We start from the raw sequence: 24,498 nt of genomic DNA, 5'->3' as shown, positions 1-24,498 counted from the left end.
CATGACGAGTCCGATCAACAACGCCGCCCGCACCACAGCGCAGGGCCATTTCCGCACCTTGCGTCTCGGCACGCCGTTCCAGCCGCGCATCGATGCGGTGGCCAAAACTCAGGACTGGTACAATTGGGCCGGCTATCGCGCGCCGCATTCGCTGTGGGACGAGGAACTCGAATATTTCTCCATCCGCAGCCAGGCGGCTTTGTTCGACATCTCGCCGATGACCAAATACCGCATCGAGGGGCCGGATGCCGAAGCCTTCCTCGATCGCGTCACGCTGCGCGATGTCACCAAGCTGAAACCCGGCCGCGTCCACTACACCGCATGGTGCGACGACGAAGGTTTTGTCCTCGATGACGGCACGCTGTTCCGGCTGTCGCCGACCCGCTTCCGCCTGTGTTCGCAGGAGCGGCACCTGCCCTGGCTGCTCGACAGCGCCATCGGTTTCGAAGTGACCGTCGAAGAAGAGACTGAAAGCGTCGCTGGTCTCGCTCTGCAAGGCCCAACCTCCTTCGCCGTGCTGCGCGAGGCCGGCTTTGCCGGCGTTGAAAAACTCAAAGTGTTCGATCTCGCCGAGTTCCCGCACGATGGCGGCACTATCACCATCTCGCGCACCGGCTTCACCGGCGATCTCGGCTACGAACTGTTCGTGCCGGCCGAAAAAGCGCTCAGCCTCTGGGACCGCCTGATGACGGCAGGCGAACTGCGCGGCATCCGCGCCATCGGCTACGCCGCCCTCAACCGCGCCCGGCTGGAAGCCGGCCTCATCGTCGCCAATGCCGACTTCACCACCGCAGACCATGCCATTCGCGCCGACCGTCTGCGCATGCCGGACGAGATCGGTCTCGGCTTTATGGTCGCCCTGGGAAAAGGCCATTTCAATGGCCGCCGCGCCATCCTCGAAGCCCGTGCCAAACGCAAGCTGCTTTACGTGCTGGTCGGGTTGGAGATCGAAGGCAACATCCCGGCCGAACACGCCATCGTCTATCACAAGAAGCATCAGGAGGTCGGCCTGGTCAGCGCCGCCATGTGGTCGCCGATGGCCAAGCGCAACATTGCCATCGCCTCGCTGACGCGTCCCTATGGTGATACGATGGTGGAAGACCTCTGGGTCGAGATCTACGCCATGCGCGAGTTGCAGTACCAGAAGCTGATGAAGCGGGCCAAGGTGGTGGCCCGTCCTTTCATCAAGCTCGACCGCCGCACCGCCAATCCGCCGGCGGATTTCTGATCATGGCCGACGAACCGGATGATGAGACGGAAGCCGCCGAACAGTGGCAGCTGGTCAACACGCCGCTCGGCGAAAAATGGTCGGGTCGTACCCGCTATGCCGCCGCCATGTACTTCTACAAGCGCGGCGAAATGAGCGCCGAGACGCTGGAAGTCTACCGCATCTGCGCGCGGCTGGACTGGGAGAACCCGCTGCCGATGATCAGGGATCGCGGCGGCCAGGATTGGCTGAAGCGCATGGGCGCTTAAGCCTCAGCCTATGGTTCTTTCGAGAACGCTCAGCCAGTTGCGATAGGCTATCTTCTCGATCAACGCGCGTCCGAAACCGCGCGCGGCCAGCGCATCTATCAGCTTCGGCAGACCGGCAACGTCGCCGATGACGGCCGGAATCATCGCCCCGTCGAAATCGGAGCCGAGACCGACGCCGTCCTCGCCCAGCGCCTGCAGCAGCGAGTCGACATGGCGCACCATGATGTCGAGGCTAGTGTCCGAATTCATCCGTCCGTCTTCACGCAGGAAGCCGGTGGCGAAGTTGAGCCCGACCATGCCGCCGGTCTCGCGGATAGCGCCGAGCTGCCAGTCCGTCAGGTTGCGCGAATGGGTGCACAGCGCATGCACGTTCGAATGGGTGGCGACCAGCGGCGCATCGCTGAGTGCGGCGACATCGCGAAAGCCCTTTTCGTTGAGATGCGACAGGTCGATCATGATCTTGAGCTGATTGCAGGCCTTGACCAGCGCCTTGCCGGCATCGGTCAGCCCCGGTCCAGTATCGGGCGACGACGGGAAGCGGAACGGGACGCCATGGCCGAAGGCGTTGGGGCGGCTCCAGACAATGCCGAGCGAGCGCAGGCCGGCTTCGTAGAGCACGTCGAGCAAGGTAAGTTCGGGATCGATCGCCTCGACGCCTTCAATATGAAACACCGCCGCGATCGAACCTTTCGCCATCGCCTCGCGAATGTCACCGGCACTGCGGCAGACTGTCAGCGCGCCCGCGCGCTCCAGCCGAAACAGGATCGAGGCCATGCCGATGGTGGAATTGAGCGCATCAGCGCGCGGCAGTTCCGGCGGCAATGGCTCATTGTCGCTCGGCGCCGGCGGCACCGCAGCACGTTTGCTCTTCTCGACCGGCGGTGGAAAGATCGCGAACATGCCGCCGGCAAAGCCGCCCTTCTTGGCGCGCGGCAGGTCTATATGACCGCCCTGCGTCCCCTCGATGAACAGCTTTTCGACGTCTGTGTCTTTCGACTGGTACAGTCGCAGCAGCGTGTCGTTGTGGCCGTCGAAGACGGGGACGAGATCGGGTTCGGTCATTAGGAAGCCATTCGGTCAATTGGCAGGAGCGGACGAACCGCGGCGAACTGTGTACTTAGGCAAGAAGGCCGAACTGCGCAAATGCCAGAGAGGCGTTCGCTCTTGTGGCTGAGCGACTCCGACCACCTGCCGGGTCCCCGCTGCTTCGCAGCGTCCCGGCGTTCGCCGGCCTTTCATCGTGCCACTGGCACGATGAATTCGCCTTCGGCGACCGGCAACTCACCCCACAAGGGGAGAAGGGAAAAAGGTCTATTGCTTCAGCACATCCGCCCATTCCGGATGGCGGCGGAACTGGGCGTTGGCGAAGGGGCAGAGCGGGATGATCTTCTTGCCCACTGCCCGCGCGTCCTCGACGGCGCGTGTGACAAGCCGAAGGCCGGCGCCCTGGCCGCGAAACACGTCCGGCACTTCGGTGTGATCGATGATGATCTGGTGCTCGCCGACCTTGGTGAAGGTCATTTCCGCCTCGGCGCCGCCGGGTCCGCGCAGCACATAACGTCCCTTCGAGCCGCGGTCCTCGAGTTCGATCTCAGGCAATTCGTCAGGCATCGCTTGCTCCTTCAACCGGCGCATCGGCAAAAAGCCGCCTCGCCGCTTCGATCTCGTTTGGTCGAATTTCGTGGCCGCCATCGTGCCACTCCACTGTGACATCGGCGCCATTGGCGCGCAAATAGGCCTCCAGCCGGGATGTCAGGTTGGGCGGGCAGATCGGGTCGCGCTTGCCGGCGGTGACCAGGATGCGGCGTCCGGCAAGGCTGCCCTGCACCTGCGGTTCGAACGGGATCAGCGGGTGCATCAGCACCGCCGCATCGAACAGCTCGGGCGCGGCGAACATTACGGACGCCAGGATGTTGGCGCCGTTGGAATAGCCGAGACCCAAGACCGAAGATGGCCTTGCCGCTGCCACCTGCGCCTTGGTGAAACCGGCCATCTTGGCGGTCGCCCGCGCGAGGTCGTCCATGTCGTAGACGCCCTCGCCGGTGCGGCGGAAGAAACGCGCCGCACCATGCTCGGAAACATCGCCGCGCGGCGATACGATCGTCGCCTGTGGCGCGAGGTCGCGCCCGAGCGACAGCAGCTGGCTCTCGTCCGCGCCGGTGCCGTGAAAGACGAAGAGCAGCGGGCCGCCGGGCGAACCCGGCAGCGCCTTATGGATGTAAGCTTCCTTGCTCATCGTCTCAGCCTTCCAGCTTCTGCAGATGCTCTTCAAGATAGGGCCGCAGATGCTGGTGCTGCGTCGGCAGTTTCAGGGCTTCGCCGAGATGGGCGGTGTCCTCGTCGCGGTCGAAGCCCGGCTCATTGGTGGCGACTTCGAACAGCACGCCGCCCGGCGTTCGGAAGTAGATCGCCCAGAAATAGTCGCGGTCGATCACCGGCGTCACGCCATAACCCGTATCGATCAGCGCCTTGCGCACTTCGAGCTGCTGGGCGCGGTTCTCCACCGCGAAGGCGACATGGTGGACCGAGCCGGCGCCGAGATTGGCAAAGCCCGCGGTAGGAAGCGATTCGATATCGACGACATCAGCGCCGTTGCCGTTCTTGATGGCGAGCCGGCTGACACTGCCGGACTTGTCCACTTGCTCATAGCCCATGAACTTCAACAGCTCTTCCGTGGCGCCACCATCCTTCAATCTGAGCGAGACCGAGTGGAAGCCGCGTATCGCCTCATCAGCGGGAATGCCGCCTTTCAACCATGGCGCGCGGCTGTCCGCCTTGTCTTCGACCAGCGCGAAACCGTCGCCGTCGGGACCGGCGAAGGCCAGCCGCTTCTCGCCGAACGTCTCTTCGCGGGAGACACCCGCAACGCCTTCATCGGCGAAGCGCTTTTCCCAATAGCCGAGCGTGCCGGCCGGCACCGAATAGGCCGTGGTACCGACTTCCCCGACGCCATGGCGGCCCCTGGCAATGTCCGGGAACGGAAAATAGGTCATCACCGAGCCGGGCGTACCGTGCTCGTCACCATAATAGAGGTGATAGACATCTGGCGCGTCGAAGTTGACGGTCTTCTTGACCCGGCGCAGGCCGAGCTTGTGCGTGAAGAAATTATTGTTCTGGCGCGCATCGCCGGCCATCGACGTCACGTGATGCAGGCCCTTGATCTGGTCGAGCATTGTCTTGCTCCTTCCCTTCGGTTTGCGGCTCTTGCCGCTGTCCACGCCTATATGAGGGGCCGCCTGGCAATGGCAAAGGCGGCAAACTCAGAATGGACTGTATCCCAATAGTGAACAGCAGGAAATTTTCGTTCACCATTTAAGCAAGACTGACAGGCTTGCGCTGCCGCCAAATTCCGGTTCATTGAACGTCTTCCCGACGTGACAGGATAGAGCATTGGCCGCGAAAAGCAGACGCCCGAACATCCTATTGATCTCCTGCGACCAATGGCGGGGCGATTGCCTGTCGGCTGCCGGCCATGCCGTGGTGAAGACGCCGAATGCCGATGCGCTCGCCGCCGAAGGCGTCCTTTTCATGCGGCATTACGGCGGCGCGGCGCCCTGCTCGCCGGCCCGCGCGTGCCTCTACACCGGCCTCTACCAGATGAACAATCGCGTCTGCCGCAACGGCACGCCGCTCGACGCCCGCCACGGCAACATGGCGCTTTCGGCCCGCGCCCTCGGCTATGATCCGACTTTGTTCGGCTACACCGACGTCTCGCCCGATCCGCGCACGATGGCGCCGGGCGATCCCCGGCTGAAAAGCTATGAGGGCGTGCTGCCCGGCTTCAGCGTTCGCCAGTTCCTGCCTGAGCATCAGAAACCATGGCTGTCATGGCTGAAGGCACGTGGCGTCGACACCAGCGCGGGCTCTCCCGGCATTCACCGCCCCGTAGGCGGGGAAGCGGGCGACGCCGTGACCAGCGCGCCGCCTGTCTATTCCAGGGACGAGACGCCGACCGCTTTTCTTGCCGGCGAATTCATTCGCTGGCTGGACGAACAGGATTCGCCATGGTTCGCGCATGTCTCCTTCATCAGCCCGCATCCGCCCTTTGTCGTACCGCGGCCCTACAACACGCTGTATGATCCGGCGGACGGACCGCCCTTCCGCCATGTCGAGACTTGGCAGGCCGAGGCGCAAAGGCATCCCTATCTGGCTTACGACCTTGGTCGCCAGAAGCGGAGAAGCTTCCGCCCCGGCACCGACGGCCACGTGCGCGACTGGGGCGACGACAACATCCGGGCCATCCGCGCGATCTATTACGGCATGATCTCGGAGGTCGACGCGCAGCTTGGCCGCATCTGGCAAGCGATCAAGACGGCGAATGCATGGGATGACACCATCATCGTGCTGACTTCGGACCACGCCGAGATGATGGGCGACCATTTCATGCTGGGCAAAGGCGGCTTCTTCGACGGCAGCTATCACATCCCATTGATCGTGCGCGACCCGCGTCACGGCAATGCAGCCGGCTCGACCGTCAACCACTTCACCGAGGCCGTCGACATCTTCCCGACCTTGCTCGATCTGCTGGACGCCGACGCCCAGCTGCATCTCGACGGCCGCTCGCTAAAACCGTTCCTGCAAGATGAACCGCCTAAGGATTGGCGCGACGCGGCGCATTGGGAGTTCGACTTCCGCTCGATTGCCAGCGGTGAGGCCGAACGGCATTTCGGCATCGGCTCGCGCCAGTGCAACCTCGCCGTCATCCGTACGGAAAAATTCAAATACGTGCATTTCGGCGGCGGCCTGCCGCCGCTGCTCTTCGACATGCAGAAGGATCCGGGCGAACTGGCCAACGTTGCCGCCGACCCGGCCTATCTCAGCGTGCGGCTTGAATTTGCCGAGCGACTGCTTGCCTGGCGCGCCGAGCATCTTGACCAGTCGTTGGCGCTTGCAGAGCTGACGGACGAAGGGGTGGATATGTGGTAGGCAGTAGGCAGTAGGCAGTAGGCAGTAGAATGTTCTGGCGGCCTGATTGCCTCGTCACTCGGTTTCGCCTACTGCCCAATCCCTACTGCCTATTCCCTTACTGTACCATCATCCGCTGCTGGTCGCGCTTCTCGGCATAGCTGCCCTTGTCATACGCAGCCTGCGCCTGCAGCTGCTCCTTGGTGAAGTTGGTGTAGAGATATATGTTGCCGTCCTTGTCGGTCATGAATTTGAGCTTGTCCATGCCGACCGCGACCTCCTTGGCGCCGATGCCTAGAAAGCCGCCGACATCGATGATGACGGCATCCGGCTTGCTGTCGGGCGTGAGCACGACGTCGCCGATCTCGCCGACCTTGGCGTCGTTGGCGCCATAGACGGTGGTGCCCTTCAGGTCGTCGCCTCTGATGTTACCGACCGGCATTTCGGTCAGTGTGGACTTGTCGATCGCTGCCGTTTGCGTCGGATCGGTGGCTTTTGTACCGGCCGGAGCTTCCGCGGTCTTGTCCGCGGGCTGAGCATTGTCAGCCGGTGCAACGGCCGTCGGGGCAGCCGGAGCAGTCGGTTGCGTCGCGTCGGACGTTGTCGTCACCGGCGCCGGATCATAGGGCTTGCGGTCGAAATCAGGCTGCGCCTGCAGTTCCTCCTTGGTGGTCTGCGCCACCAGCCAGCGATCGCCGTTCTTTTCGGCCCACTGCGCCTTGGCGAAATCATAGGTGACATTCTTTTCACCCATGCCAAGGAAGCCGCCGACGCCGATCACCAGCGACTGCGCCTTGCCATCCTTGGTCAGCACGATGTCGTTGACGTCGCCGATATTCTGGGCATCGTCGCCAGTGCCATTGTAGACATTCTCGCCGATGATGTTGGTTGCGAGATTGCCGTCAGCGCGTTTCACCGCCGGTTCTGACGGCGCGGCGTTGAGATCAACCGGCTTCTGCGGGTCGTTCTGCGCCGTGGAAGCAGTGGCCGGGGCCGGATCGTAGGGCTTGCGGTCGAAATCGGGCAGCGCCGTCAACGCTTCTTTCGTCGTCTCGGCGACGAGCCAGCGGTCACCATTCCTCTCGACCCATTGCAACTTGCCGTAGTCGAAGGCGACGTTCTTGCTGCCTATGCCGAGGAAGCCGCCAACGCCGATAATGGCGGATTTCGCCTGGCCGTTTTCATCGAGGACGACGTCGCTGACGTCACCGATCTTCTGCGCATCGTCGCCAGTGCCATTGTAGACGGACTCGCCGATGATATTGGTCATCAGCGCGCCGTCGGCCTGTTGCGGCGCCGGCGCGATGGTAGCAGGGGCTTCAGCCGGCGCTGGGGTCGTCGCCGGGGCCGTCGTTGACTGCGCAAACGCACCGGTAGCGATCAGCGTTGCGAGTGCAGTCGTCGCGAACAGTGTGCGGATCATGATTAAGTCTCCTCTTGCGTGATCTCATGCGCGCCGCAATCGGCAAACCACTTGCCGGGAGACCGAAGGCGGCGCCTCCAATGGGATCACAACGTTGTGACAAGGCGCTTGTTCCGAAAAAACGGGAGCATCGAAATACCCTGGGCAAGTCCGCGGAATCGCCCGACATTCCGCCCGGCCGATGGAACCTTTGCCAAGCTTGCCCGTTTCAGCCTGCGGCTGGCATTCCGGCCGCTAAAAAGAATACGGAGCGGGGCATGCGATTTGCAGCGGTGCTGAACCGGGACGGCGGCACCTTGCGGACCACCGATCTTTCCGCGCTAACAGACCGCATGCGCCAGACGCTCGAGGCGGCTGGTCATTCCGTCGATATCGACATCGTCGCGGGCAAGGAGATTGTCGCGGCGCTCGACAAGGTCGCCGCGCGGCGCGACATCGACGTCGTGCTGGCCGGTGGCGGCGACGGCACCATTTCGGCCGCCGCGGGGCGGCTGATGAATGACAAGAAGGCGCTGGCCGTCCTGCCTGCAGGAACCATGAACCTGTTCGCCCGCGGCCTTGGAATTCCGCAGACCATCGATGGCGCGCTGAAGTCCTTTGCCGACGGCGAGATCATGGCGGTCGATATCGCGAGCGCGAATGGCCGGCCGTTCGTGCATCAGTTCTCGATCGGCCTGCACGCCAGGATGGTGAAGCTGCGCGACAATATGGAATTCGCCTCGCGCCTGGGAAAGATTCGCGCTTCGGCCAAGGCCGCTTGGACGACGATCAACAATCCTCCAGCCATGAAGGTGACATTGACGGTCGGCGAAGCCGAAATCGTGACCCGCATCAGCGGCATCGGCATTTCCAACAATCTGTTTGGCGAAGGCCATCTGCCTTATGCCGACAATCCTGCCGGCGGCGTGCTCGGCATCTATGTAACCGTGGCGCGGCAGCGTGGCGAGCTGGTCAGGGCGCTCTTCGACATGGCTCGAGGCAGGTGGCGCGACAGCGACCATGTCGAAACTCATCAGGCCGACAAGGCAATCGTGAAAATCCATACAGGGAGCAAGAAATTCGGCGCCGTCATCGACGGCGAACTGGTCAAGCTGGAGCGTGAAACGACAATCCAGATCCACCCTGGCGCGCTGAACGTCCTGGTTCCGGCGCAAGCCGCCCAGGCAAAGGCCGCCTGATGCGATTACGAATGACGAGGAAAACCCTAGCCGCCCGACTGCCCCTCGCCGGCTGGCGCGCTCTGGTCGGCCGGCGCGGTCTGGCCGGTGGGCTGCCCCTGGCTTTCAGGGGTATCTGGATCGATCTTTTGGCCATAAATCTCGGCCGCTCCCCAAGCAATGAAAGCCATGAGCAACGCGGCGACCAGTATGCGCAAGCCGTGCCAACCCCAGCGCCCCTGACGGGCTTTGTTTTCAGGGGCGATCTTGGTCATCGGCGGCGTTCCTATCGTGCAACCGGCATGGTGGATAAAACCATCGCTAGCGAAACATGGTGGGGTAACGATTGCTTGCTACAAAAGTTCCGGCGCGCGACGGCCGCGCAAGATGCGCGCCACCGCGGGTGGGGCCTGCAAGCGAGGGGGCTTGGTGGATAGCAAGGTGCCGAAGCAGGTTTGTTTGCCGGTTGAAGTCCGCCGCGCCGTGGTGGCGCCGGAGCGGCTTGCCGTACTGCACGGGCTTGACGCGATCGACACCGACTCCGATCCCGACTTCGATCGCATCACCGGCCTAGCCGCCGCCGTGATGCGGGCGCCGATCGCGCTCGTCACGCTGCTCGACACCGAACGACAGTGGTTCAAATCCTGTGTCGGCTTCAACAAGACCGAAACCGCGACCGACATATCGTTCTGCGCCCATACCATTGCCGCCGGCGGAGAGCCGATGGTGGTGCCGGATGCCAGCATCGACCCTCGCTTCTCCGGCAACCCGCTGGTCACCGGCGAACACCATGTCCGCTTTTATGTCGGCGCGCCGATGGTGGTCGCCGGCGCGCGCGTCGGCACGGTGTGCGTGCTCGACCGGGAGCCGCATGAATTTCCGTCCGCTGCCGCGCTCGATCATTTGAAATCGCTGGCCAGCCTCGCCGCCAGCCTGTTTACCCTCAAGGACGCCACCCGCAGCGGCGCCATTGCCACCGCTGCTTTGGCGCAGGAGGAAAAGCGCCGAGCCATAGCGCTCGACGCCGCCTCGCTCGCCAGTTGGGCCTGGGATATCCGCACCGACATGATCGAATGCGACGTGCGTTTGTCGGAGCTGTTCAACCTGCCCCGTTCGAACCGACTGCGGGCGCGCGACATTCTGGCCGCCATCGACCCGCGCGACGTCTACCAGACCGAGACGCGCTTTCGCGATGCCCTGACCGGCAGCGATGACTATTTCGGCGAATACCGGGTCAAAGGCTTCGATCCGCCGCGCTGGATAGTCACCCGCGGCCGCGTCATCGAGCGCGACGGCGAAGGCAAGCCGACGCTTATCTTTGGCGTCAACTACGACATCTCGGAACGCAAGCTCGGCGAGGACCGGCAAAGGCTGCTGCTGCGCGAGCTCAACCATCGGGTCAAGAACACGCTGGCGACGGTGCAGGCGCTGGCGACGCAGACCGTTCGCCACGCTCGCCGCCCAAGCGAATTCCTGGAAGCCTTCGGCGCCAGGCTGCAGGCGCTGGGCGCTGCCCATAACCTGCTGTCGGATCGCGAATGGCGCGGCATCGGTATTCGCGAACTGATGCAGATCGAGGTCAAGCCGTTCGATTCGGCAGAACGGCCGCGCATCGTGATCTCCGGTCCGGAGCTGCTGCTTTCGCCTGACCAGGCGGTGGGGCTCGGCCTGATCATGCACGAACTGGCCAGCAACGCGCTGCAATACGGATCGCTGTCGGTTGGCTCGGGGAAGGTCGATGTCGACTGGAAGGCGGCGGGCAAGAAAGGCGCGCGCCGCCTTGTGCTGACCTGGAGCGAAAGCGGCGGGCCGAAAGTCGACCCGCCGGAACGCCAGGGCTTCGGCTCTATCCTGATCCGCCGCAGCCTCGCCAAGGTTTTATCGAGCGAAGTGACCCACGAATTCCGCAGCGAAGGCGTGTTCGCCGAAATATCGATGCCGCTTGAAGATCTGCCGGCTTAAAGCAATTTCAGAAGTGCGAAGCGGTTTTCCCGGGAACAGCGTATCAGCGCGCGCGCTTTAGTCGGCTTCGCTGTCCGGATCGCCCCGGTCCGGCTTGACGTTCTCACGGTAGATGGCATAGGCCGCGAGCGCGATCATCGGGCCGAGAATGACGCCCTTCCCGCCTTTCCCCTTGAGCAAGGCCGGCAGCACGGCAAGCGCCGCGGTGATACCGAGCGCCTTCAGGTCGGCATTGCGCCTTCGCGCACGTCGGCGCGCACGCGTTCCAGCCGCAAGTTGATGAATGAGCACGATAAGCCCGGCCAGTACCAGGAAACCAGCCGCGAAGCCGAGACAGGCGGCCATCGATCCATAACGGTCAGCCGCCCAGATGTAGGCCGCCCCCAGGAGAAACCCGAGGCCGCACAGGGCAGCGACGGTGGCGAACCCGTAGACGATTGCCGCCGTGCGCGCGCGGCGCATGGCGGCAATGGCTTCACCCGAGGCCAAGGCCGAGATAAGCGGTGCCAGCATGCCCATCTCTGTCGAAACTAGCGCCGGGCAAGAAGCGCAAACAGGAAGCCGACGCCGGCCGCGATCGCCAGTGAAGTAACTGGCTTCTCGCGCACATTGGCCGTGATCTGGGCCTCAAGATCCTTGGCGTTGCCACGCAGGCTGTCGAAGACGGCTTCACCCTGGGCGCGCAACTGGTCGACGCCTTCGGCAGCAGCGCGCCGCGCCGTGCCGTAACCATGTTCGCCGGTCTTGGCCAATTGCTTGGTCAACTTTTCGATATCCGCCTTCAACTGCCGAATGTCGGCTTCGAGGTCGGCGTTCGTCTGACTTTCGTTGGCGGTTTTTCCTGCGGCAGTTGCCATTCTAAACTCCTTGCGTTTGCTTGGCTTCAAACGCCCGACACACGTCATGGTTCCGAAATCGGAGACCGTATCCATGAAAGGGTGTTTGCAAGTGCGAGTCCAGCCCCAGATGGAGGCCTGCCTGTCAGATCAGCGGCCGACGGCCTTCGCTTAGGCCCTCCCAGCGCGCGAGATCCTTCAGCCCCTCCCCGTCGATCACTTCGCAACCGCCGTCGCGCCAGGTGATCAGCTTGCGATCGATGAGCTTGCGGATCGTCTTGTTGGTGTGGACCAGCGACAGGCCGAGCGTATCGGCGACATGCTGCTGGGTAATCGGGATTTGCACCGGCGCCTTGCCGTTGAGCCCGACTGCCGCCGCGCGGCTGGCGATGAAGGCAATGAGATAGGCGGTGCGCTCGACCGCCGTGCGCCGACCGACGCTGAGCAGGTTCTCGTCCAGCATGCGCTCCTCGCGCGACGCCAGCCAGGTAATGTCGTAAGCAAGGCCCGGATGGTTGCGGTAGAGCTCGTGCAGGTTTTCACGCTCGAAGACGCACAACAGCATGGGCGACAGCGCCTCGACCGAGTGCTGCATTTCGCCCATCAGGCTGCCCTGCAGCCCGATAAGATCGCCGGGCATGGAGTAGTTCAGGATCTGGCGCCTGCCGTCCGACAATAGTTTGTAGCGGAAGGCCCAGCCCGAAAGCACGGTGTAGAGATGAGCACTTTGGCTGCCTTCGACCAGCACTGTGGCGCCCTTGTCGACGGCCAGTTCGCCCTTCTTGAACATGCTGACATAGGCAAGCTCCTGCTTCTCGAATTCCCGGAACACCGGCAATGCCCGAAGCGGGCAGATCTCGCATGGGTACTGACGGCTGGAAAACGAACGACCGTTCTGGCCAGACATTTCGATCCCTCTTTCGAACGTCTCTTGCCAGAGACTGAGTGCTACGCCTTTGCAAGGCCGCGGTTCCGCTGCCGATGGCATGTCTTTTTTAAATGACAGGATGGCAAATAGCGATCATGACTCGCTACACTCCACTGAGGCGAATTCGAAGCTCGCTTGTGGAGTAGAGCCGGTGGGCGAACTTTTCGATTAAGGCCTGACCGATCCCCCAAGGTCCGCGATGCGGTTGACTGGAGTCACTGTACCCGATGCTGCAAGAATTGAGGAGAGATTGCCAAGTGCCGCCATTGCTTGAGGGATTGCGAATTCTTGTTTTGGAGGATGAATTCCTGATCGCCATGGATGTCGAGCAGCTTTGCCGCGACCATGGCGCGAGCGACGTAGTGATTGCCCGCGCTCTGGCCGAGATCGATGAGCAGAAGGTCGTTGGCGAGTTCGACGCCGCTATCGTGGACCTCATGCTGGGCGGAACGTCCACACTCGATTTCGCCGCGCGGCTGCGCCAATCGGGCCTGCCGTTTGTCTTTGCCTCCGGCTATTCGGACCCGGATGAGATCAAAGTGTCTTTTCCCGGCATCCGCCTGGTCACCAAGCCTTATTCGGGGACCGATCTCGTCGAGGCTCTGGCGGCGGCCTGCGGCCGCGCGCCAGTCTGAGATATCTTCGATGCGTATGTGTAGAGAGCCCAGGCCCGCAAACGGGGCCTCCGCCGTCAGGCAGCGTTTGAACCCGTCACCTGGGACGAGATCGCGTCCGGCCCGTATTCGTCTTCACCGGAGATTTTGAGGATCTCCTGCAACCGCGTGCGGGCCCGGCTGACCCGGCTCTTGATCGTTCCGACCGCACAGCCGCAGATTTCGGCGGCCTCTTCATAGGAAAAGCCTGAAGCGCCGATGAGGATGATGGCTTCGCGCTGGTCCTCGGGGAGTTGCTCGAGCGCGCCGCGAAAATCCTTGAGGTCAAGCTGGCCGTGCTGAGCCGGATGAACGGCAAGCCTGGCCGTCATGATGCCGTCGCTGTCCTGCACCTCGCGGCCGCGCTTGCGCATCTGGGAATAGAACTCGTTGCGCAGGATGGTGAACAGCCATGCCTTGAGGTTGGTGCCGGGCTGAAAGCTCTCATGCTTGTCCCAAGCCTTGACCAGCGTCTCCTGCACCAGATCGTCGGCCTTGTCGGCATTCTGCGTCAGCGACACGGCAAAGGCCCGCAGGCTCGGGATCGAGCCGAGCAGGTCGGTCTTGAACCCTTGTGAGACAGCTGCCATGCCTCAGTCCTTCTTCTGTGCGGGTTCGGCCTTTTCCAGTTGGCTGAGCAACTGGGCAAAGCGATCCGGCACATTGTCCGAGACCAGCTCGTCATAATACTGTTTGAGTTTACGGCCAATTTCCGAATTCGCCCCGAGCGGGTCGCCGGAATTGGCCCGGCGCCTGTCAGCGGCGCCAGCCAGCGTTTCTTTATTCATGTCCTTCATTTCGCCCTTAAATCCAGCGCCCCGAGCCGCCCCATTACACAACGCAAAGCGGCCCCCTCGTCTGGTTGCCCATCGCACCACAAACGTCGCCCGTACGGTTTCGTTCCACAAGTGTCGGAACTTTTTCGCAAAACCCGCGTTTGGGTGTTGGGGCTTGCAATCAGCTTGACCTGCAATCTATGCAATCACGTCATCTGAGGGAGACGTCTACCATGAGCCTTTCCGCAACCATCGCTCCGCACCTGCCGTTCCTGCGCCGCTTTTCACGCGCCGTATCCGGATCGCAGGAGAGTGGCGATGCGCTGGTAGCCGCGATGCTCGAAGCCATCATCGCCGACGTCGACATCTTCCCGCAAGCGTCAAGCGACCGCATCGCGCTCTACAAGGTATTCGCCAAACTGTTCACCTCCATTGCCATCCGCGTTCCGCAGGAGCAGGCGCAATCGGCATGGGAGCAGCGCGCCGCCGCCAATCTGAACGCCATTGCGCCACGGCCACGTCAGGCTTTCCTGCTGGTCGCGGTCGAAGGCTTCGGTGAAGACGAGGCAGCTGAAATTCTCGATGTCGACGCCAAGGAATTCTCCGAACTGCTTGCCCAGGCGAGCAACGAGATCTCTCGCCAGGTGGCGACCGATGTGCTGATCATCGAGGACGAGCCGCTGATCGCCATGGACATCGAGGAAATGGTCGAGAGCCTCGGCCACCACGTGGTCGGAACCGCGCGCACCCATACCGAGGCGGTGGCGATGTTCGGCAAGACAAGGCCGAAGATGGTGCTGGCCGACATTCAGCTTGCCGATGGCAGCTCGGGTATCGATGCGGTCAACGAAATCCTGTCGTCGACTTCGGTGCCGGTAATCTTCATCACCGCCTTCCCCGAACGTCTGCTGACCGGCGAGCGGCCTGAACCGGCCTTCCTCGTCACCAAGCCGTTCAATCCCGACATGGTCAAGGCGCTGATCAGCCAAGCGCTGTTCTTCGACCGGCAGGCCAAGGCCGCCGCGTGAAGTAGGGCCTTCAATCTCCAACTTTTCGCCGCCTCGCAGCGTTGGCGGCACTGGCGATCGCCTAACCCGGCGATCGGCGGCTGCCCGTCGCGCCGTATGGCGCTCACGCGCGCGAATCAATTCGCGTCCGGGCCTCTTCCAAAGACCTTCTTTTTCGGCAAATGGTGGAACAAACAGCAATCACTCACGTTCTTGATCCAGTATCGAAGGAGACAGATCATGCTCTACTGGGCGCTCGTATTTCTCGTCGTGGCGATCATCGCCGGCGCGCTTGGTTTCGGCGGCATCGCCGGTACCTCGGCCGGTATCGCGCAAATATTGTTCTTCATCTTTCTCGCCTTCCTCGTCATCTCGCTTCTGGCCGGCCTGTTCAGACGGGCATCGTAGGAGCGGGCGAACACTGGAAGCCGCACCCCTCAAACGGTTTCCAGCCACCGCCGGGCGATGTCCTCCAACGGGACATCGTCCGGCGGACCTTTTCTGGGGACCTACTCAGGAACTGAGTCCAAGTGAATCGTTCGGTCCTGATCAGGTGGACAGGTGATTGATGCGTTCCATTGGCGGAGGCGAGAGCGGACAGGGCGACGAGGTGATCGCACTGCACCCGGCTGAAAGCGGAATGCAGCTTGGCCGGGCCTTGCTTCACGCTCTGCACAATGCCGGCATTTCCGTCCTCTATCAGGATCGTGAATTGAAGACTGTATGGGCCCGCAACATGCGTGCGCCGTGGGTTTCCGACACAGCCGACAGCAACGGCGCGTTGCCACCGGCGCAAGCTGAGCAAATCGCCGCCGCCAAAAGCAATGTGATCGCTTCCGGCAATCCGGAACGCCTTGAACTGAGTGTTCCCACCGGTGATGGCATGCGCTGGTTCCAGGTATGGGTCGATGCCGATCGGGGCCATCGCGGCGACGTGCAGGGCGTCGTCACCACGATGGTGGAAACCACCGAGCAGAAACGCCGCGAACAGACGCTGAAGACGCTGTTGCGCGAAGTCAGCCACCGCTCCAAGAACCTGTTGGCCATCATCCAGAGTATTGCCACCCAGACCGGCCGCTATTCCGAGACACCCGACGATTTCCTGAAGCGCTTTCGCGGCCGCCTGCAGTCACTGGCTTCCTCCCAGGATCTGGTAACGTCGTCGAACTGGCGGGGTGCAGCACTTCGCGAGCTTATCCGCGGCCAGGTCGTTCGCTACGGCGCCGATCCCGCGCAGAGCCTGCGCTTCAATGGCGTCAACCCCTACCTCAATCCCAACGCGGCCATTCATATTGGACTGGCAATGCACGAACTCGCCGTCAATTCATTCAGCTACGGCGCCCTGGCGCGGCCGGACGGCTTTGTCGAGGTAACCGCCGATCTGTCGAACGTCGCAGAGGCCGCAGACAAGCCGGCTTTGTCGCTGACCTGGGTCGAGGCCATTGTCGCCAATGATAACAGGCGCACCGAGAAACGCTTCGGCAGCGTTGCCCTCGAACGTGTCGTGCCGGCATCGCTGAACGGCACGGCGACGCTGGAGATCACCAGTGACCGCCTCGAATATCGCCTCGTCGTTCCGCACGGCAATTTCGAAACCGAATGAGCGGCGGGATTCCTTAACCGGCTGTTCACCATAAAATCCGATGCTGTGGTTCCCAGAGATTGCTGGATCTTGACCGATTCAACCGATGTTTCGGCCGCAGCCTGCAACGCGAGTATGGGAGGAATGATCATGACGGTTGCCGATATGAACAGGCTGGAGCAGGCCGCCCGGGTGTCCATGAGCGGCTTTCAGGATCCTGACGCTTCAGCCTCGCCTTTGCAGCACGCCTGGCATCCCTTGCTTCGCGTCGCCGCTGTCGCGCTCGTCGCCGCTGTTGTGCTGATCGTGGCGTCGCAATTGGTCTGAGCCAGATGCTCAGGTTCACGCTGCTCCCAAGCAGCCTGGCTCAGAAACTGTCCAGCTCGTAGCCGACCAATTATTAACGCCCCTTTCGGCACAGGAACTTTGACGGCTGTGGACCGTTCTTATGGCGAGAGGACGTGTCGCCGTGGAACACATCGCCGCTTTGCTTCTGGTAATTGGCTGTTCGAACAACATGACCGAATGCCGTGAACTGCCGGTGCCGGTCAGTGTTTTCGAAACCGCCGAAGCATGCACGGCAGAACGTCCATTCGCTGCCGGCGACCTGCAGGGTCAGGCCGAGCACGTCGTTGCCAAATGTCTTACGGTCGACCCCGCGCTGGAGGATGATTACGACCAGATCGTCTGGAACGTGCGCCCGGACGGCACCCTCGACGCGTCTTTGCAGATTTCCAGTGTCGTGGTCGCGTCGAACGCCACGCGCCGCGAAAAAGACTCTCTTAGCCAACAATAAGATCGAGCGGGCAAAGGCTGCTGTTTCGTGCTAAATAGCGGCTGGAGCTTACTAAAGTGAGGACAAAAGTGAGGAGAGATTCTATGCGGAAATTGATTATTGCCATGGTTGCGGTGGTGGCCGTAAGCGGCTGCAGCACGACCGAGCAGGATGTCGGTGTCGGCGCCGGTGTCGGTGCTTTGGCCGGCGGACTGATCGGCGGCGGCAAGGGTGCGCTGATCGGCGCAGCCGTTGGCGCGGGTTCCGGCCTGCTGGTGCGCAACCTGCGCAACGGCTATTGCCAGTATCGCGACAATCGCGGCCGGCTCTACACCGCTCGCTGCTGATCCGCTTCAAAAGCGTCAGACAATCGCGACGGAGACCGGTCAGCCGGTCTCCGTTTGTTTGACTGCATCAGGCTGCGGGATCCTGATTTCCACCGTAAGCCCATCGATGCGAAAATCTCGGGCAATCGTGCCGCGCAATTCGCGCGTGACATTGAGGTCGATCAGCTTGGTGCCGAAGCCGGTCTTCGCCGGCGCTTCGAGTTCCTTCTGCCCGGCCTCGCGCCAGTTCAGAACCAGCGTCCGCTCGGACCCGCGCCCCTCGAACGACCAGTCGACCTTGAGCGCACCCACGGAATTGCCGGCCTCGCCATATTTCAGCGCATTCGTCGCCAGTTCGTGAAAGGTCAGGCCAAGCGCCTGCGTCGTCCTCTCGTCGAGCAGCACCTGAGGCCCTGACAATATCCCTTCCGGAAGCTCCTTGCCGAACACCTGGCCGAGCTCGATGCGCAGCAGGTCGCCAAGATCGGCCTTCTGCCAGCGCGAACGCGTCAGCATGTCCTGGGAAGCCGCCATTGCCTGCAGGCGGGCCGAGAAGGAAGTTGAGAACTCCTTCACGTCGGTTGCTTGCGCTGCCGTCTGGCGCGCAATCGCCAGCACCCGCGTGATCGAATTCTTGATCCGATGCTTCATCTCCTGCAGCATCAAATCCTTTTCGAGCAGGCTCTTTTCCGTCGTTTCATGCAGCAGCGACTTGGCGTCGTAGGCGCGCTCCTGGTAGCGCGCCACCAACGCGATGGCCCCGGCCAGAAGCAGGCCGAACAGCCCGAGCATGACCGGAATGGCGCGCGAGGACGGTTGCGAAAATGCACTTGTCGGCCGAAACAGCACCGTCCACGGCCGACCGGCGACGATGATCTTGCGCGTCACCAACAGCCTGTCGCCAAAGCTCGCAACCGGCGGCGTTTCCGACTGGAACAGAAGATTGTCGGCGTCGGCCGTGCTGTCATAGACCGCGGTGTTGACCGGCAGCAAAGGCGTGCGGCTGAGCGCGGTCTGGAACAGGTCGCGGGCGCGGAAGGCCGCGTAGAGAAGGCCTGATGTCGATGATCTGGACGCATTGATACCATCCGGCGCGGTTTCGACATTGAGCCTGACGAAGACCAGGAAACCGGTAAAGGTCTGCGCCGCGCCAGTATCCTGGCCGAGCTGGACCAGACCGCTTGCGTGCTGTGCGTCATCGGCCAGCGCTTTTTCGATCGCCTCGCGCCGCACCGGCTCGGTGAACATATCGTAGCCGATGGTGGATTCGTTGGCAGGGTCGAGCGGCTCGAACAGCACGACGGGCGTGCGCCACGGCTGTGTCGTGTCCGGATAGACCGTGTGGGCGGCGCCGCGGTCGCGCAACATGTCGCGCTCGACCGCCGCTTCGTCACCGGTCTTGGCCAGCCTGAGATAGCCGATGCCGCGCAGGCCGGCGAAATTGTTATCGACATCGAGGGCGCTGAAGAAGGCCTTGAATTCGCTACCTGAAATCTCGCCGTTGCGGGCGTCGAACAGCGCCTGCGTCGAGCGCAGCAGTGACAGATGCAGATCGATACGGCTTTCGATGCGGTTGAGCGCGTCGTCGGCCGTCGCCTCGAACTTGATGCGCGCCGCTTCCTGGGTCGCGAAATAGGCGAAGCCCGCCATCGTCAGGCTGATCAGTGCAACGGCAATGAAGGCAAGGATCGGGAAAAACTTCTTCAACGCAGGCCCATGGACGGTTCGGGACCTTTATGGGCAAGTCGCCGCGGCAAGACAATGGCGCGGCCAAGCCATAATGACAGCTGGCATATCATGTATATTAGCCGGCTTATCGATCGAGCATCAGTGAACATGACAGCTGACGATAGCGTGGTCTCAGGCCGCGATCTTCAGCGCACCCGGACCGGGAACGGCGCCGGGCGGGCACTTTCCCAGGATGATCATGCCGAGCACTTCGTCCTGGGTCACATCGGTGGTGCGCGCGGTGCCGACGACCTGGCCGTTCTTCATCACGCAGACGCGATCGGCAAGCTCGAACACGTCGTGAATGTCGTGGCTGATCAGGAAGATGCCGATGCCGTCGGCCTTGAGCTGCTTGACCAGTTCGCCGACCTGCGCCGTCTCCTGCGGCCCAAGCGCGGCCGTCGGTTCGTCCATGATCAGGATGCGGGCGTTGAACAGGATGGCGCGTGCGATCGCCACCGACTGGCGCTGGCCGCCCGACAGCTTGATCACCGGCTCCTTGAACCGCTGGAAGCGCGGATTGAGTCGGCCCATCACCTTGCGCGCCTCGGCCTCCATGGCGACATCGTCCAGCGTGCCCCAGGCGGTCATCAGCTCGCGGCCAAGGAACAGGTTGGCGGCGGCATCGACATTGTCGGCCAGCGCAAGCGTCTGGTAGATCGTTTCGATGCCGTATTTCTTGGCATCGCGCGGGTTGGAGATCGAGACCTCCTGGCCGTTGACCAAGATCTGGCCGGCATCGCGCTTGTAGGCGCCCGACAGGATCTTGATCAGCGTCGACTTACCGGCGCCGTTATGGCCAAGCAGCGCCACCACTTCGCCCGGGAAAAGATCGATGGACGCATCGTCGACGGCGCGAATGCCACCGAACGCGATCGAGATGTTGCGCATGTCGATCAGTGGCGTACCGGTGGGAGCAGTTTTTTCCATAATCGTTCCTCCCTAGACGCGCTTGCGGTAGACGGTGTCGAGCCAGACGGCGATGACCAGGACAGCGCCAACGACAATGCTCTGCAGCGGCGAGTCGATGCCGAGCAGCACCATGCCGGATTGCAGCGACTGCATCAGTAGCGCGCCGAGCATGGCGCCCATCACCGTTCCGGCGCCGCCCGCGAGCGACGTGCCGCCGATGACAGCGGCCGCGATCACCAAAAGCTCGTCCAGTGTGCCCAGCGCATTGGTTGACGCATTGAGACGGGCCGACGAGATCGCCGCGCTGATTGCAGCCAGCACACCCATGATCATGAACACCTTCATGGTCACCCAGCGCGTGTTGATGCCGGCGAGTTCCGCTGCCTCCGGATTGCCCCCGATGGCGAAGACATAGCGGCCGAAACGCGTGCGCTTGGTGATGAACGTCATGATGATGCCGACAATCACCGCCATTAGCACCGGTATGGCGATGCCATGCGCGATGAACAGCCCGCCTTCGGGAACGGTGATGCCGTTCTGCTGTGCGTACTGGCGCACGATGCCGATCGGCCATGGATAGGAATTGGCGATCCACACGGCGCCGAGGATGGCCGCGCAAGCGACCACGCCAAGCAAGGTCTCGGCCCAGACGGGGCGCAGTGGAAAGCTGAAGCGCTTGCGCTGCGAGCGACCGTTGAGCAGCGCGAAGGCGACCGCCGCGCAGGCGACGATGCCGACGATCCAGCTGGCAGCGGCGCCAATCGAGCCGCGTGGTCCGCCGCCCATCAGCTGGAAGGTGGCGTCGAGTGGCGCGACCGTGCGCCCGCTGGTGATGAGCCATGCCATGCCGCGCCAGACCAGCAGGCCACCAAGCGTCACGATGAAGGCCGGAACCTGCATATAGGCGATGATGAAGCCCTGGAACGCGCCGATCAGCAGACCAAGCACCACGCCGGCGGCAAGCGCGACGATCCAGAGCCAGGGGTTTCCAAGCTGGAAGCCGATGACGCGAATCAGGAATTCGGCCTGTGCCACGCCCATGATCATGCCGATCACGCCTTCGACGGAGCCCACCGAAAGGTCGATGTTGCGCATGACGATGACCAATACCATGCCGGTAGCCATGATCGCGACCGAGGACGTCTGCACCGACAGGTTCCAAAGATTGCGCGGCGTCAGGAAAAGCCCGCCCGACAGGATATGTATGCCGACCCAGATGACCAGCAGCGCGCCGACCATGCCGAGGATGCGCGTGTCGAGCTCGGTCGCTTTCAGGAACCGGGCGACCGCGCCGAGTTCAGACGCTCGTGCCGTATCGGCCTGCGGATTTGAGGTCGTGTCGGTCATGATGTCCTCCAGCGGCTTGCCGTCGGGCGCGGATGCCGGACCACAGCCTAGAAGTTTGCCGCCGATGGCGGAAACACACAATTCTCGTAGAGAAAACGCCGCGGCTTGACAGCCGCGGCGCCTCATTTCTTCAAGTCGTCGAGATCAGTTGCAAGCCGCGACGCTGCCGGCGGCGACGCCCGTGCAGACTTCGTCCTTCTTGATCCAGCCGGCGTCGATGACGACGTTGAGGTTGTCCTTGGTGATCGCGACGGGGGTCAGGAACAGCGACTTGACGGTGTTGCCGCCAGGCGTGGTGAAGTCCTTGGCGCCGGCAATGTCGCCCGTCTTCTTGCCATCGGCAAGCTGCGAGGCGATCTCGGCGGCGTTCTTGCCGAGTTCGCGCGCGTCTTTCCACACCGACACCGTCTGCGTGCCGAGCGCGATGCGGTTCAGGGCGGCATGGTCGCCGTCCTGGCCCGAGACCGGAACCGTTCCGGCAAGGCCCTGCGCCGTCAGCGCGGCGACAACGCCGCCGGCGGTGCCGTCATTGGCCGCAACCACGGCATCGACCTTGTTGTCATTGGCGGTCAGGAACTGTTCCATGTTCTTCTGGGCGTTGGCCGGCAGCCAGCCATCGGTATAGGCCTCGCCGACATTCTTGATCTTGCCCGAGTCGATGGCTTCCTTGAGCACTTCCATCGAGCCCGAGAACAGGAAATCGGCATTCGGATCCGAGCCCGAGCCCTTGATGAAGACATAGTTGCCTTCGGGCTTCGCCTTGAACACTTCGCGGGCCTGCATGCGGCCGACTTCCTTGTTGTCGAAGGTCAGGTAGAAGACGTCCTTGTTCTCGATCAGGCGATCATAGCCGACGACCGGAATGCCTTCGTCCAGCGCCTTCTGCACCGCCGGGCCGATGGCCGAGGCGTCCTGCGCCAAGATGATCAGCGAGTTGGCGCCCTGCGAGATCAGGCTTTCGACGTCGGTCAGCTGCTTGCCGGGATTGGACTGCGCGTCGGCCGAAATGTACTTGTCGCCGGCGGCTTCGATCGCCGTTTTCATCGCCGCCTCGTCGGTCTTCCAGCGCTCTTCCTGGAAGTTCGACCACGACACGCCGATGACCTTGTCCTTCGCCTGCGCGACCGACATCAGCGCCAGCGACATGGCGACACCCGCCAGCATGGCGGCTGCAAATCTGTTCATTATAACCCTCCCTGCGCCGCCCGGCGCGACAAAACCGGCCCGAAGGCCTGCACAAAGAGGCTCCATTTTTTCGAGCCTCGAAAAAATACTGGTTCAATGATAAGGCACTGTCAACATCGATTATGATGGATTCTGATGGCGTTGCCGAATTTTTTCGAGCTCCGCAATAAACAATGACAGGGCTGCCGGCGTCTGCCAATATTTGGCTGGTGCCGTCGAACGCCTTCACTATCATGAGGCGCGAGGAGGCCGGGAGGAAAACAAATGTCGGTTGGGATCCGCCACGACGATCTGCGCCGTCGCAACCGTGCGATGGTGATTTCGGCCGTGCGCCGGGCCGGCCAGCCGTCGCGGACCGAGATTGCGGCGACCACCGGCCTCAGCCATTCGACGATATCGGCAATCTCGTCTGATCTAATTCAAGAAGGCATCCTGATTGAAGGCAAGCCTGGCGAGACCGGCTCGCTGAAACGCGGCCGGCCGCAGGTCGGCCTTGGCCTCAACCCGGAAGCGGCGGCGGTCATGACCGTGGTGCTGTCGCTGAACTTCCTCTCCGTCACCGTCATCGACTATGCCGGCCAGGTGGTCGCGGAAGAACAGCGCCGGCTCGACACGCTGACCATGCCGCGCGACGAGCTGATCGGCGAATGCGTAGCAATCGTCGGGCGGCGTCTCGCGGACCCGGACCTCGATGTCCAGAGCATCGCCCGCATTGCCATGGGCATCCAGGGCATCACCGATTCGCAGGCGCGGGCCATGCTGTGGTCGCCAATCACGCCACTGACCGACATTGCCTTCGCCGACATGTTGGAAGCGGAATTCGGCATTCCTGCCACCATGGAGAACGACTGCAATATGATGGCGGTGGCCCTGCAATGGCGCCAGCCCGAGCGCTACCGCGACAATTTCATCGCGATCCTCTTGTCGCACGGCATCGGCATGGGGCTGGTGCTGAAAGGCGAACTGTTCACCGGCACCCATTCCTCGGGCGGCGAGTTCGGCCACATGATCCACCGTCCGGGCGGCGCGCTCTGCCGCTGCGGGCGGCGCGGCTGCGTCGAGGCCTATGCCGGAAACTACGCCATCTGGCGCAGCGCCAAAATGATGAGCGAAGATGCCGAGCCGGTCGATATCGGCGACGCTGATATGCGCGCACTCGCCGCGCGCGCCCGCGAAACCGATGGCCCGGAGCGCGAAGCCTATCGCAAGGCCGGTGAGGCGCTCGGCTTCGGCCTCGGCAGCCTGTTTGCGCTGATCGACCCGGCGCCTGTCGCCATGGTTGGCGTCAGCGCCGCCGCCTTCGACCTGATCGAGCCGGCATTGCGCGAAGCGATCGCCCAGACCGCCGGCGGCCAGCACTCGAAGTCGATCTCCTTCGACACCGAGCCCAACGAGCTGCCGCTGATCCGCGAAGGCTGTGCCATGCGCGCGCTCGGCTTCGTCGATCAGGAGATTTTCGCGCCGGGCATTCAGGCCAAATCCGGCAAGCATGTCGCCTGAATGGCCGGCAACGGCGCGAC

The 24,498-nt window shown here is 62.7% G+C and carries 28 protein-coding genes; 13 read left to right on the top strand and 15 right to left on the bottom strand.

Going from position 1 to position 24,498, the window contains the following annotated elements; translation table 11 throughout:
- Position 1: 1 nt before the first annotated feature.
- Complete coding sequence (locus X750_RS140960; protein WP_023748361.1) at positions 2-1,228, top strand: aminomethyltransferase family protein; 1,227 nt, start codon at positions 2-4, stop codon at positions 1,226-1,228.
- Positions 1,229-1,230: 2 nt separating this feature from the next.
- Positions 1,231-1,476: a hypothetical protein gene (locus tag X750_RS140965; RefSeq protein ID WP_023690115.1), complete on the top strand. Its 246-nt coding sequence runs from the start codon at positions 1,231-1,233 to the stop codon at positions 1,474-1,476.
- A 3-nt stretch (positions 1,477-1,479) separates the two neighbouring features.
- Here X750_RS140965 and X750_RS140970 read toward each other — a convergent pair whose 3' ends face one another.
- The 4 genes from X750_RS140970 to X750_RS140985 all read right to left on the bottom strand — a co-directional run bounded on the left by X750_RS140970 (position 1,480) and on the right by X750_RS140985 (position 4,649).
- Positions 1,480-2,538 carry a dipeptidase gene (locus X750_RS140970; RefSeq protein WP_023690114.1) on the bottom strand — a complete coding sequence of 353 codons (1,059 nt, stop codon included), beginning with the start codon at positions 2,536-2,538 and terminating at the stop codon, positions 1,480-1,482.
- A gap of 249 nt (positions 2,539-2,787) precedes the next feature.
- A complete protein-coding gene (locus X750_RS140975) occupies positions 2,788-3,087 on the bottom strand; it encodes a GNAT family N-acetyltransferase (RefSeq protein ID WP_023683956.1) in 300 nt (99 codons plus the stop codon).
- Positions 3,080-3,712, bottom strand: coding sequence for an alpha/beta hydrolase (locus tag X750_RS140980; RefSeq protein WP_023748360.1), 633 nt, complete (start codon positions 3,710-3,712; stop codon positions 3,080-3,082). Before X750_RS140980 ends, X750_RS140975 begins: the two co-directional genes overlap by 8 nt.
- 4 nt (positions 3,713-3,716) lie before the next feature.
- Entirely contained in the window at positions 3,717-4,649 is a 933-nt protein-coding gene (locus X750_RS140985; protein WP_023724468.1) for a VOC family protein, read from the bottom strand.
- A 217-nt stretch (positions 4,650-4,866) separates the two neighbouring features.
- Between X750_RS140985 and X750_RS0133530 the strand changes: the two genes are divergently transcribed.
- Positions 4,867-6,402, top strand: a complete 1,536-nt coding sequence (locus X750_RS0133530; protein WP_031243352.1) for an alkaline phosphatase family protein — start codon at positions 4,867-4,869, stop codon at positions 6,400-6,402.
- A gap of 97 nt (positions 6,403-6,499) precedes the next feature.
- Here X750_RS0133530 and X750_RS140990 read toward each other — a convergent pair whose 3' ends face one another.
- Positions 6,500-7,804 (bottom strand): PRC-barrel domain-containing protein, encoded by a 1,305-nt coding sequence (locus tag X750_RS140990; RefSeq protein WP_023748359.1) that lies wholly within the window; start codon positions 7,802-7,804, stop codon positions 6,500-6,502.
- 257 nt (positions 7,805-8,061) lie between these two features.
- On the opposite strand from X750_RS140990, the gene X750_RS140995 reads away from it, so the two are divergent.
- Entirely contained in the window at positions 8,062-8,982 is a 921-nt protein-coding gene (locus X750_RS140995; protein ID WP_023748358.1) for a diacylglycerol kinase family protein, read from the top strand.
- Positions 8,983-9,008: 26 nt separating this feature from the next.
- On the opposite strand, the gene X750_RS06780 is transcribed toward X750_RS140995, so the two are convergent.
- On the bottom strand, positions 9,009-9,236 hold the full coding sequence (locus tag X750_RS06780; protein WP_023748357.1) for a hypothetical protein: 228 nt from the start codon (positions 9,234-9,236) through the stop codon (positions 9,009-9,011).
- A 154-nt stretch (positions 9,237-9,390) separates the two neighbouring features.
- Between X750_RS06780 and X750_RS141000 the strand changes: the two genes are divergently transcribed.
- Positions 9,391-10,923 (top strand): HWE histidine kinase domain-containing protein, encoded by a 1,533-nt coding sequence (locus tag X750_RS141000; RefSeq protein ID WP_023748356.1) that lies wholly within the window; start codon positions 9,391-9,393, stop codon positions 10,921-10,923.
- A gap of 57 nt (positions 10,924-10,980) precedes the next feature.
- Here the strand turns inward: X750_RS141000 and X750_RS141005 are convergent, their stop codons facing one another.
- The 3 genes from X750_RS141005 to X750_RS141015 form a co-directional block, all read right to left on the bottom strand.
- Positions 10,981-11,442, bottom strand: a complete 462-nt coding sequence (locus X750_RS141005; RefSeq protein ID WP_023748355.1) for a hypothetical protein — start codon at positions 11,440-11,442, stop codon at positions 10,981-10,983.
- Positions 11,443-11,453: 11 nt separating this feature from the next.
- Positions 11,454-11,780: a DUF883 family protein gene (locus tag X750_RS141010; RefSeq protein ID WP_023670092.1), complete on the bottom strand. Its 327-nt coding sequence runs from the start codon at positions 11,778-11,780 to the stop codon at positions 11,454-11,456.
- Between the two features lie 124 nt (positions 11,781-11,904).
- Complete coding sequence (locus tag X750_RS141015) at positions 11,905-12,666, bottom strand: Crp/Fnr family transcriptional regulator (protein WP_023748354.1); 762 nt, start codon at positions 12,664-12,666, stop codon at positions 11,905-11,907.
- 338 nt (positions 12,667-13,004) lie between these two features.
- On the opposite strand from X750_RS141015, the gene X750_RS141020 reads away from it, so the two are divergent.
- Positions 13,005-13,322 carry a response regulator gene (locus tag X750_RS141020; RefSeq protein WP_050588811.1) on the top strand — a complete coding sequence of 106 codons (318 nt, stop codon included), beginning with the start codon at positions 13,005-13,007 and terminating at the stop codon, positions 13,320-13,322.
- Between the two features lie 56 nt (positions 13,323-13,378).
- Here the strand turns inward: X750_RS141020 and X750_RS141025 are convergent, their stop codons facing one another.
- Both X750_RS141025 and X750_RS141030 read right to left on the bottom strand, forming a co-directional pair.
- Positions 13,379-13,930, bottom strand: coding sequence for a sigma-70 family RNA polymerase sigma factor (locus tag X750_RS141025; RefSeq protein ID WP_023670095.1), 552 nt, complete (start codon positions 13,928-13,930; stop codon positions 13,379-13,381).
- A gap of 3 nt (positions 13,931-13,933) precedes the next feature.
- Positions 13,934-14,137 carry a NepR family anti-sigma factor gene (locus X750_RS141030; RefSeq protein WP_023670096.1) on the bottom strand — a complete coding sequence of 68 codons (204 nt, stop codon included), beginning with the start codon at positions 14,135-14,137 and terminating at the stop codon, positions 13,934-13,936.
- 212 nt (positions 14,138-14,349) lie between these two features.
- Between X750_RS141030 and X750_RS141035 the strand changes: the two genes are divergently transcribed.
- The 6 genes from X750_RS141035 (at position 14,350) to X750_RS141055 (ending at position 17,827) form a co-directional block, all read left to right on the top strand.
- A complete protein-coding gene (locus X750_RS141035; RefSeq protein ID WP_023670097.1) occupies positions 14,350-15,144 on the top strand; it encodes a response regulator in 795 nt (264 codons plus the stop codon).
- Between the two features lie 219 nt (positions 15,145-15,363).
- Entirely contained in the window at positions 15,364-15,531 is a 168-nt protein-coding gene (locus X750_RS1000000165000) for a DUF1328 domain-containing protein (RefSeq protein WP_023670098.1), read from the top strand.
- Between the two features lie 160 nt (positions 15,532-15,691).
- Complete coding sequence (locus X750_RS141045) at positions 15,692-16,726, top strand: PAS domain-containing sensor histidine kinase (RefSeq protein ID WP_023670099.1); 1,035 nt, start codon at positions 15,692-15,694, stop codon at positions 16,724-16,726.
- Positions 16,727-16,855: 129 nt separating this feature from the next.
- A complete protein-coding gene (locus X750_RS1000000166530; protein WP_023683964.1) occupies positions 16,856-17,032 on the top strand; it encodes a hypothetical protein in 177 nt (58 codons plus the stop codon).
- A gap of 142 nt (positions 17,033-17,174) precedes the next feature.
- Entirely contained in the window at positions 17,175-17,501 is a 327-nt protein-coding gene (locus tag X750_RS141050; RefSeq protein WP_023748352.1) for a hypothetical protein, read from the top strand.
- An 83-nt stretch (positions 17,502-17,584) separates the two neighbouring features.
- Positions 17,585-17,827 carry a YMGG-like glycine zipper-containing protein gene (locus tag X750_RS141055; RefSeq protein WP_023670102.1) on the top strand — a complete coding sequence of 81 codons (243 nt, stop codon included), beginning with the start codon at positions 17,585-17,587 and terminating at the stop codon, positions 17,825-17,827.
- Positions 17,828-17,866: 39 nt separating this feature from the next.
- Here the strand turns inward: X750_RS141055 and X750_RS141060 are convergent, their stop codons facing one another.
- From X750_RS141060 to xylF, 4 genes are all read right to left on the bottom strand, one after another.
- Positions 17,867-19,513 (bottom strand): CHASE domain-containing protein, encoded by a 1,647-nt coding sequence (locus X750_RS141060; protein ID WP_023748351.1) that lies wholly within the window; start codon positions 19,511-19,513, stop codon positions 17,867-17,869.
- 153 nt (positions 19,514-19,666) lie between these two features.
- Positions 19,667-20,464: an ATP-binding cassette domain-containing protein gene (locus tag X750_RS141065; RefSeq protein WP_023748350.1), complete on the bottom strand. Its 798-nt coding sequence runs from the start codon at positions 20,462-20,464 to the stop codon at positions 19,667-19,669.
- A gap of 12 nt (positions 20,465-20,476) precedes the next feature.
- A complete protein-coding gene (locus X750_RS141070; protein ID WP_023748349.1) occupies positions 20,477-21,793 on the bottom strand; it encodes a sugar ABC transporter permease in 1,317 nt (438 codons plus the stop codon).
- 144 nt (positions 21,794-21,937) lie between these two features.
- On the bottom strand, positions 21,938-22,978 hold the full coding sequence (gene xylF / locus X750_RS141075) for a D-xylose ABC transporter substrate-binding protein (protein WP_023683968.1): 1,041 nt from the start codon (positions 22,976-22,978) through the stop codon (positions 21,938-21,940).
- 264 nt (positions 22,979-23,242) lie between these two features.
- Here xylF and X750_RS141080 point away from each other — a divergent pair, with 264 nt between their 5' ends.
- Entirely contained in the window at positions 23,243-24,478 is a 1,236-nt protein-coding gene (locus X750_RS141080; protein ID WP_023683969.1) for an ROK family protein, read from the top strand.
- The last annotated feature ends 20 nt before the right edge of the window (positions 24,479-24,498 follow it).

It is taken from the genome of Mesorhizobium sp. LNJC391B00 (genome assembly GCF_000502535.1).
Lineage (GTDB): Bacteria > Pseudomonadota > Alphaproteobacteria > Rhizobiales > Rhizobiaceae > Mesorhizobium.
This window is presented reverse-complemented; position numbering and strand designations above follow the sequence as displayed.

Coding starts and splice junctions, on each gene's coding strand:
- X750_RS141070 (WP_023748349.1), bottom strand. CDS start 21,793: ATGACCGACACGACCTCAAATCCGCAGGCCGATACGGCACGAGCGTCT.
- X750_RS140995 (WP_023748358.1), top strand. CDS start 8,062: ATGCGATTTGCAGCGGTGCTGAACCGGGACGGCGGCACCTTGCGGACC.
- X750_RS141055 (WP_023670102.1), top strand. CDS start 17,585: ATGCGGAAATTGATTATTGCCATGGTTGCGGTGGTGGCCGTAAGCGGC.
- X750_RS140990 (WP_023748359.1), bottom strand. CDS start 7,804: ATGATCCGCACACTGTTCGCGACGACTGCACTCGCAACGCTGATCGCT.
- X750_RS141015 (WP_023748354.1), bottom strand. CDS start 12,666: ATGTCTGGCCAGAACGGTCGTTCGTTTTCCAGCCGTCAGTACCCATGC.
- X750_RS1000000166530 (WP_023683964.1), top strand. CDS start 16,856: ATGACGGTTGCCGATATGAACAGGCTGGAGCAGGCCGCCCGGGTGTCC.
- xylF (WP_023683968.1), bottom strand. CDS start 22,978: ATGAACAGATTTGCAGCCGCCATGCTGGCGGGTGTCGCCATGTCGCTG.
- X750_RS140970 (WP_023690114.1), bottom strand. CDS start 2,538: ATGACCGAACCCGATCTCGTCCCCGTCTTCGACGGCCACAACGACACG.
- X750_RS141030 (WP_023670096.1), bottom strand. CDS start 14,137: ATGAAGGACATGAATAAAGAAACGCTGGCTGGCGCCGCTGACAGGCGC.
- X750_RS140985 (WP_023724468.1), bottom strand. CDS start 4,649: ATGCTCGACCAGATCAAGGGCCTGCATCACGTGACGTCGATGGCCGGC.
- X750_RS140980 (WP_023748360.1), bottom strand. CDS start 3,712: ATGAGCAAGGAAGCTTACATCCATAAGGCGCTGCCGGGTTCGCCCGGC.
- X750_RS141010 (WP_023670092.1), bottom strand. CDS start 11,780: ATGGCAACTGCCGCAGGAAAAACCGCCAACGAAAGTCAGACGAACGCC.
- X750_RS140965 (WP_023690115.1), top strand. CDS start 1,231: ATGGCCGACGAACCGGATGATGAGACGGAAGCCGCCGAACAGTGGCAG.
- X750_RS140960 (WP_023748361.1), top strand. CDS start 2: ATGACGAGTCCGATCAACAACGCCGCCCGCACCACAGCGCAGGGCCAT.
- X750_RS141005 (WP_023748355.1), bottom strand. CDS start 11,442: ATGGGCATGCTGGCACCGCTTATCTCGGCCTTGGCCTCGGGTGAAGCC.
- X750_RS141065 (WP_023748350.1), bottom strand. CDS start 20,464: ATGGAAAAAACTGCTCCCACCGGTACGCCACTGATCGACATGCGCAAC.
- X750_RS140975 (WP_023683956.1), bottom strand. CDS start 3,087: ATGCCTGACGAATTGCCTGAGATCGAACTCGAGGACCGCGGCTCGAAG.
- X750_RS1000000165000 (WP_023670098.1), top strand. CDS start 15,364: ATGCTCTACTGGGCGCTCGTATTTCTCGTCGTGGCGATCATCGCCGGC.
- X750_RS141025 (WP_023670095.1), bottom strand. CDS start 13,930: ATGGCAGCTGTCTCACAAGGGTTCAAGACCGACCTGCTCGGCTCGATC.
- X750_RS141020 (WP_050588811.1), top strand. CDS start 13,005: ATGGATGTCGAGCAGCTTTGCCGCGACCATGGCGCGAGCGACGTAGTG.
- X750_RS141035 (WP_023670097.1), top strand. CDS start 14,350: ATGAGCCTTTCCGCAACCATCGCTCCGCACCTGCCGTTCCTGCGCCGC.
- X750_RS06780 (WP_023748357.1), bottom strand. CDS start 9,236: ATGACCAAGATCGCCCCTGAAAACAAAGCCCGTCAGGGGCGCTGGGGT.
- X750_RS141045 (WP_023670099.1), top strand. CDS start 15,692: ATGCGTTCCATTGGCGGAGGCGAGAGCGGACAGGGCGACGAGGTGATC.
- X750_RS141080 (WP_023683969.1), top strand. CDS start 23,243: ATGTCGGTTGGGATCCGCCACGACGATCTGCGCCGTCGCAACCGTGCG.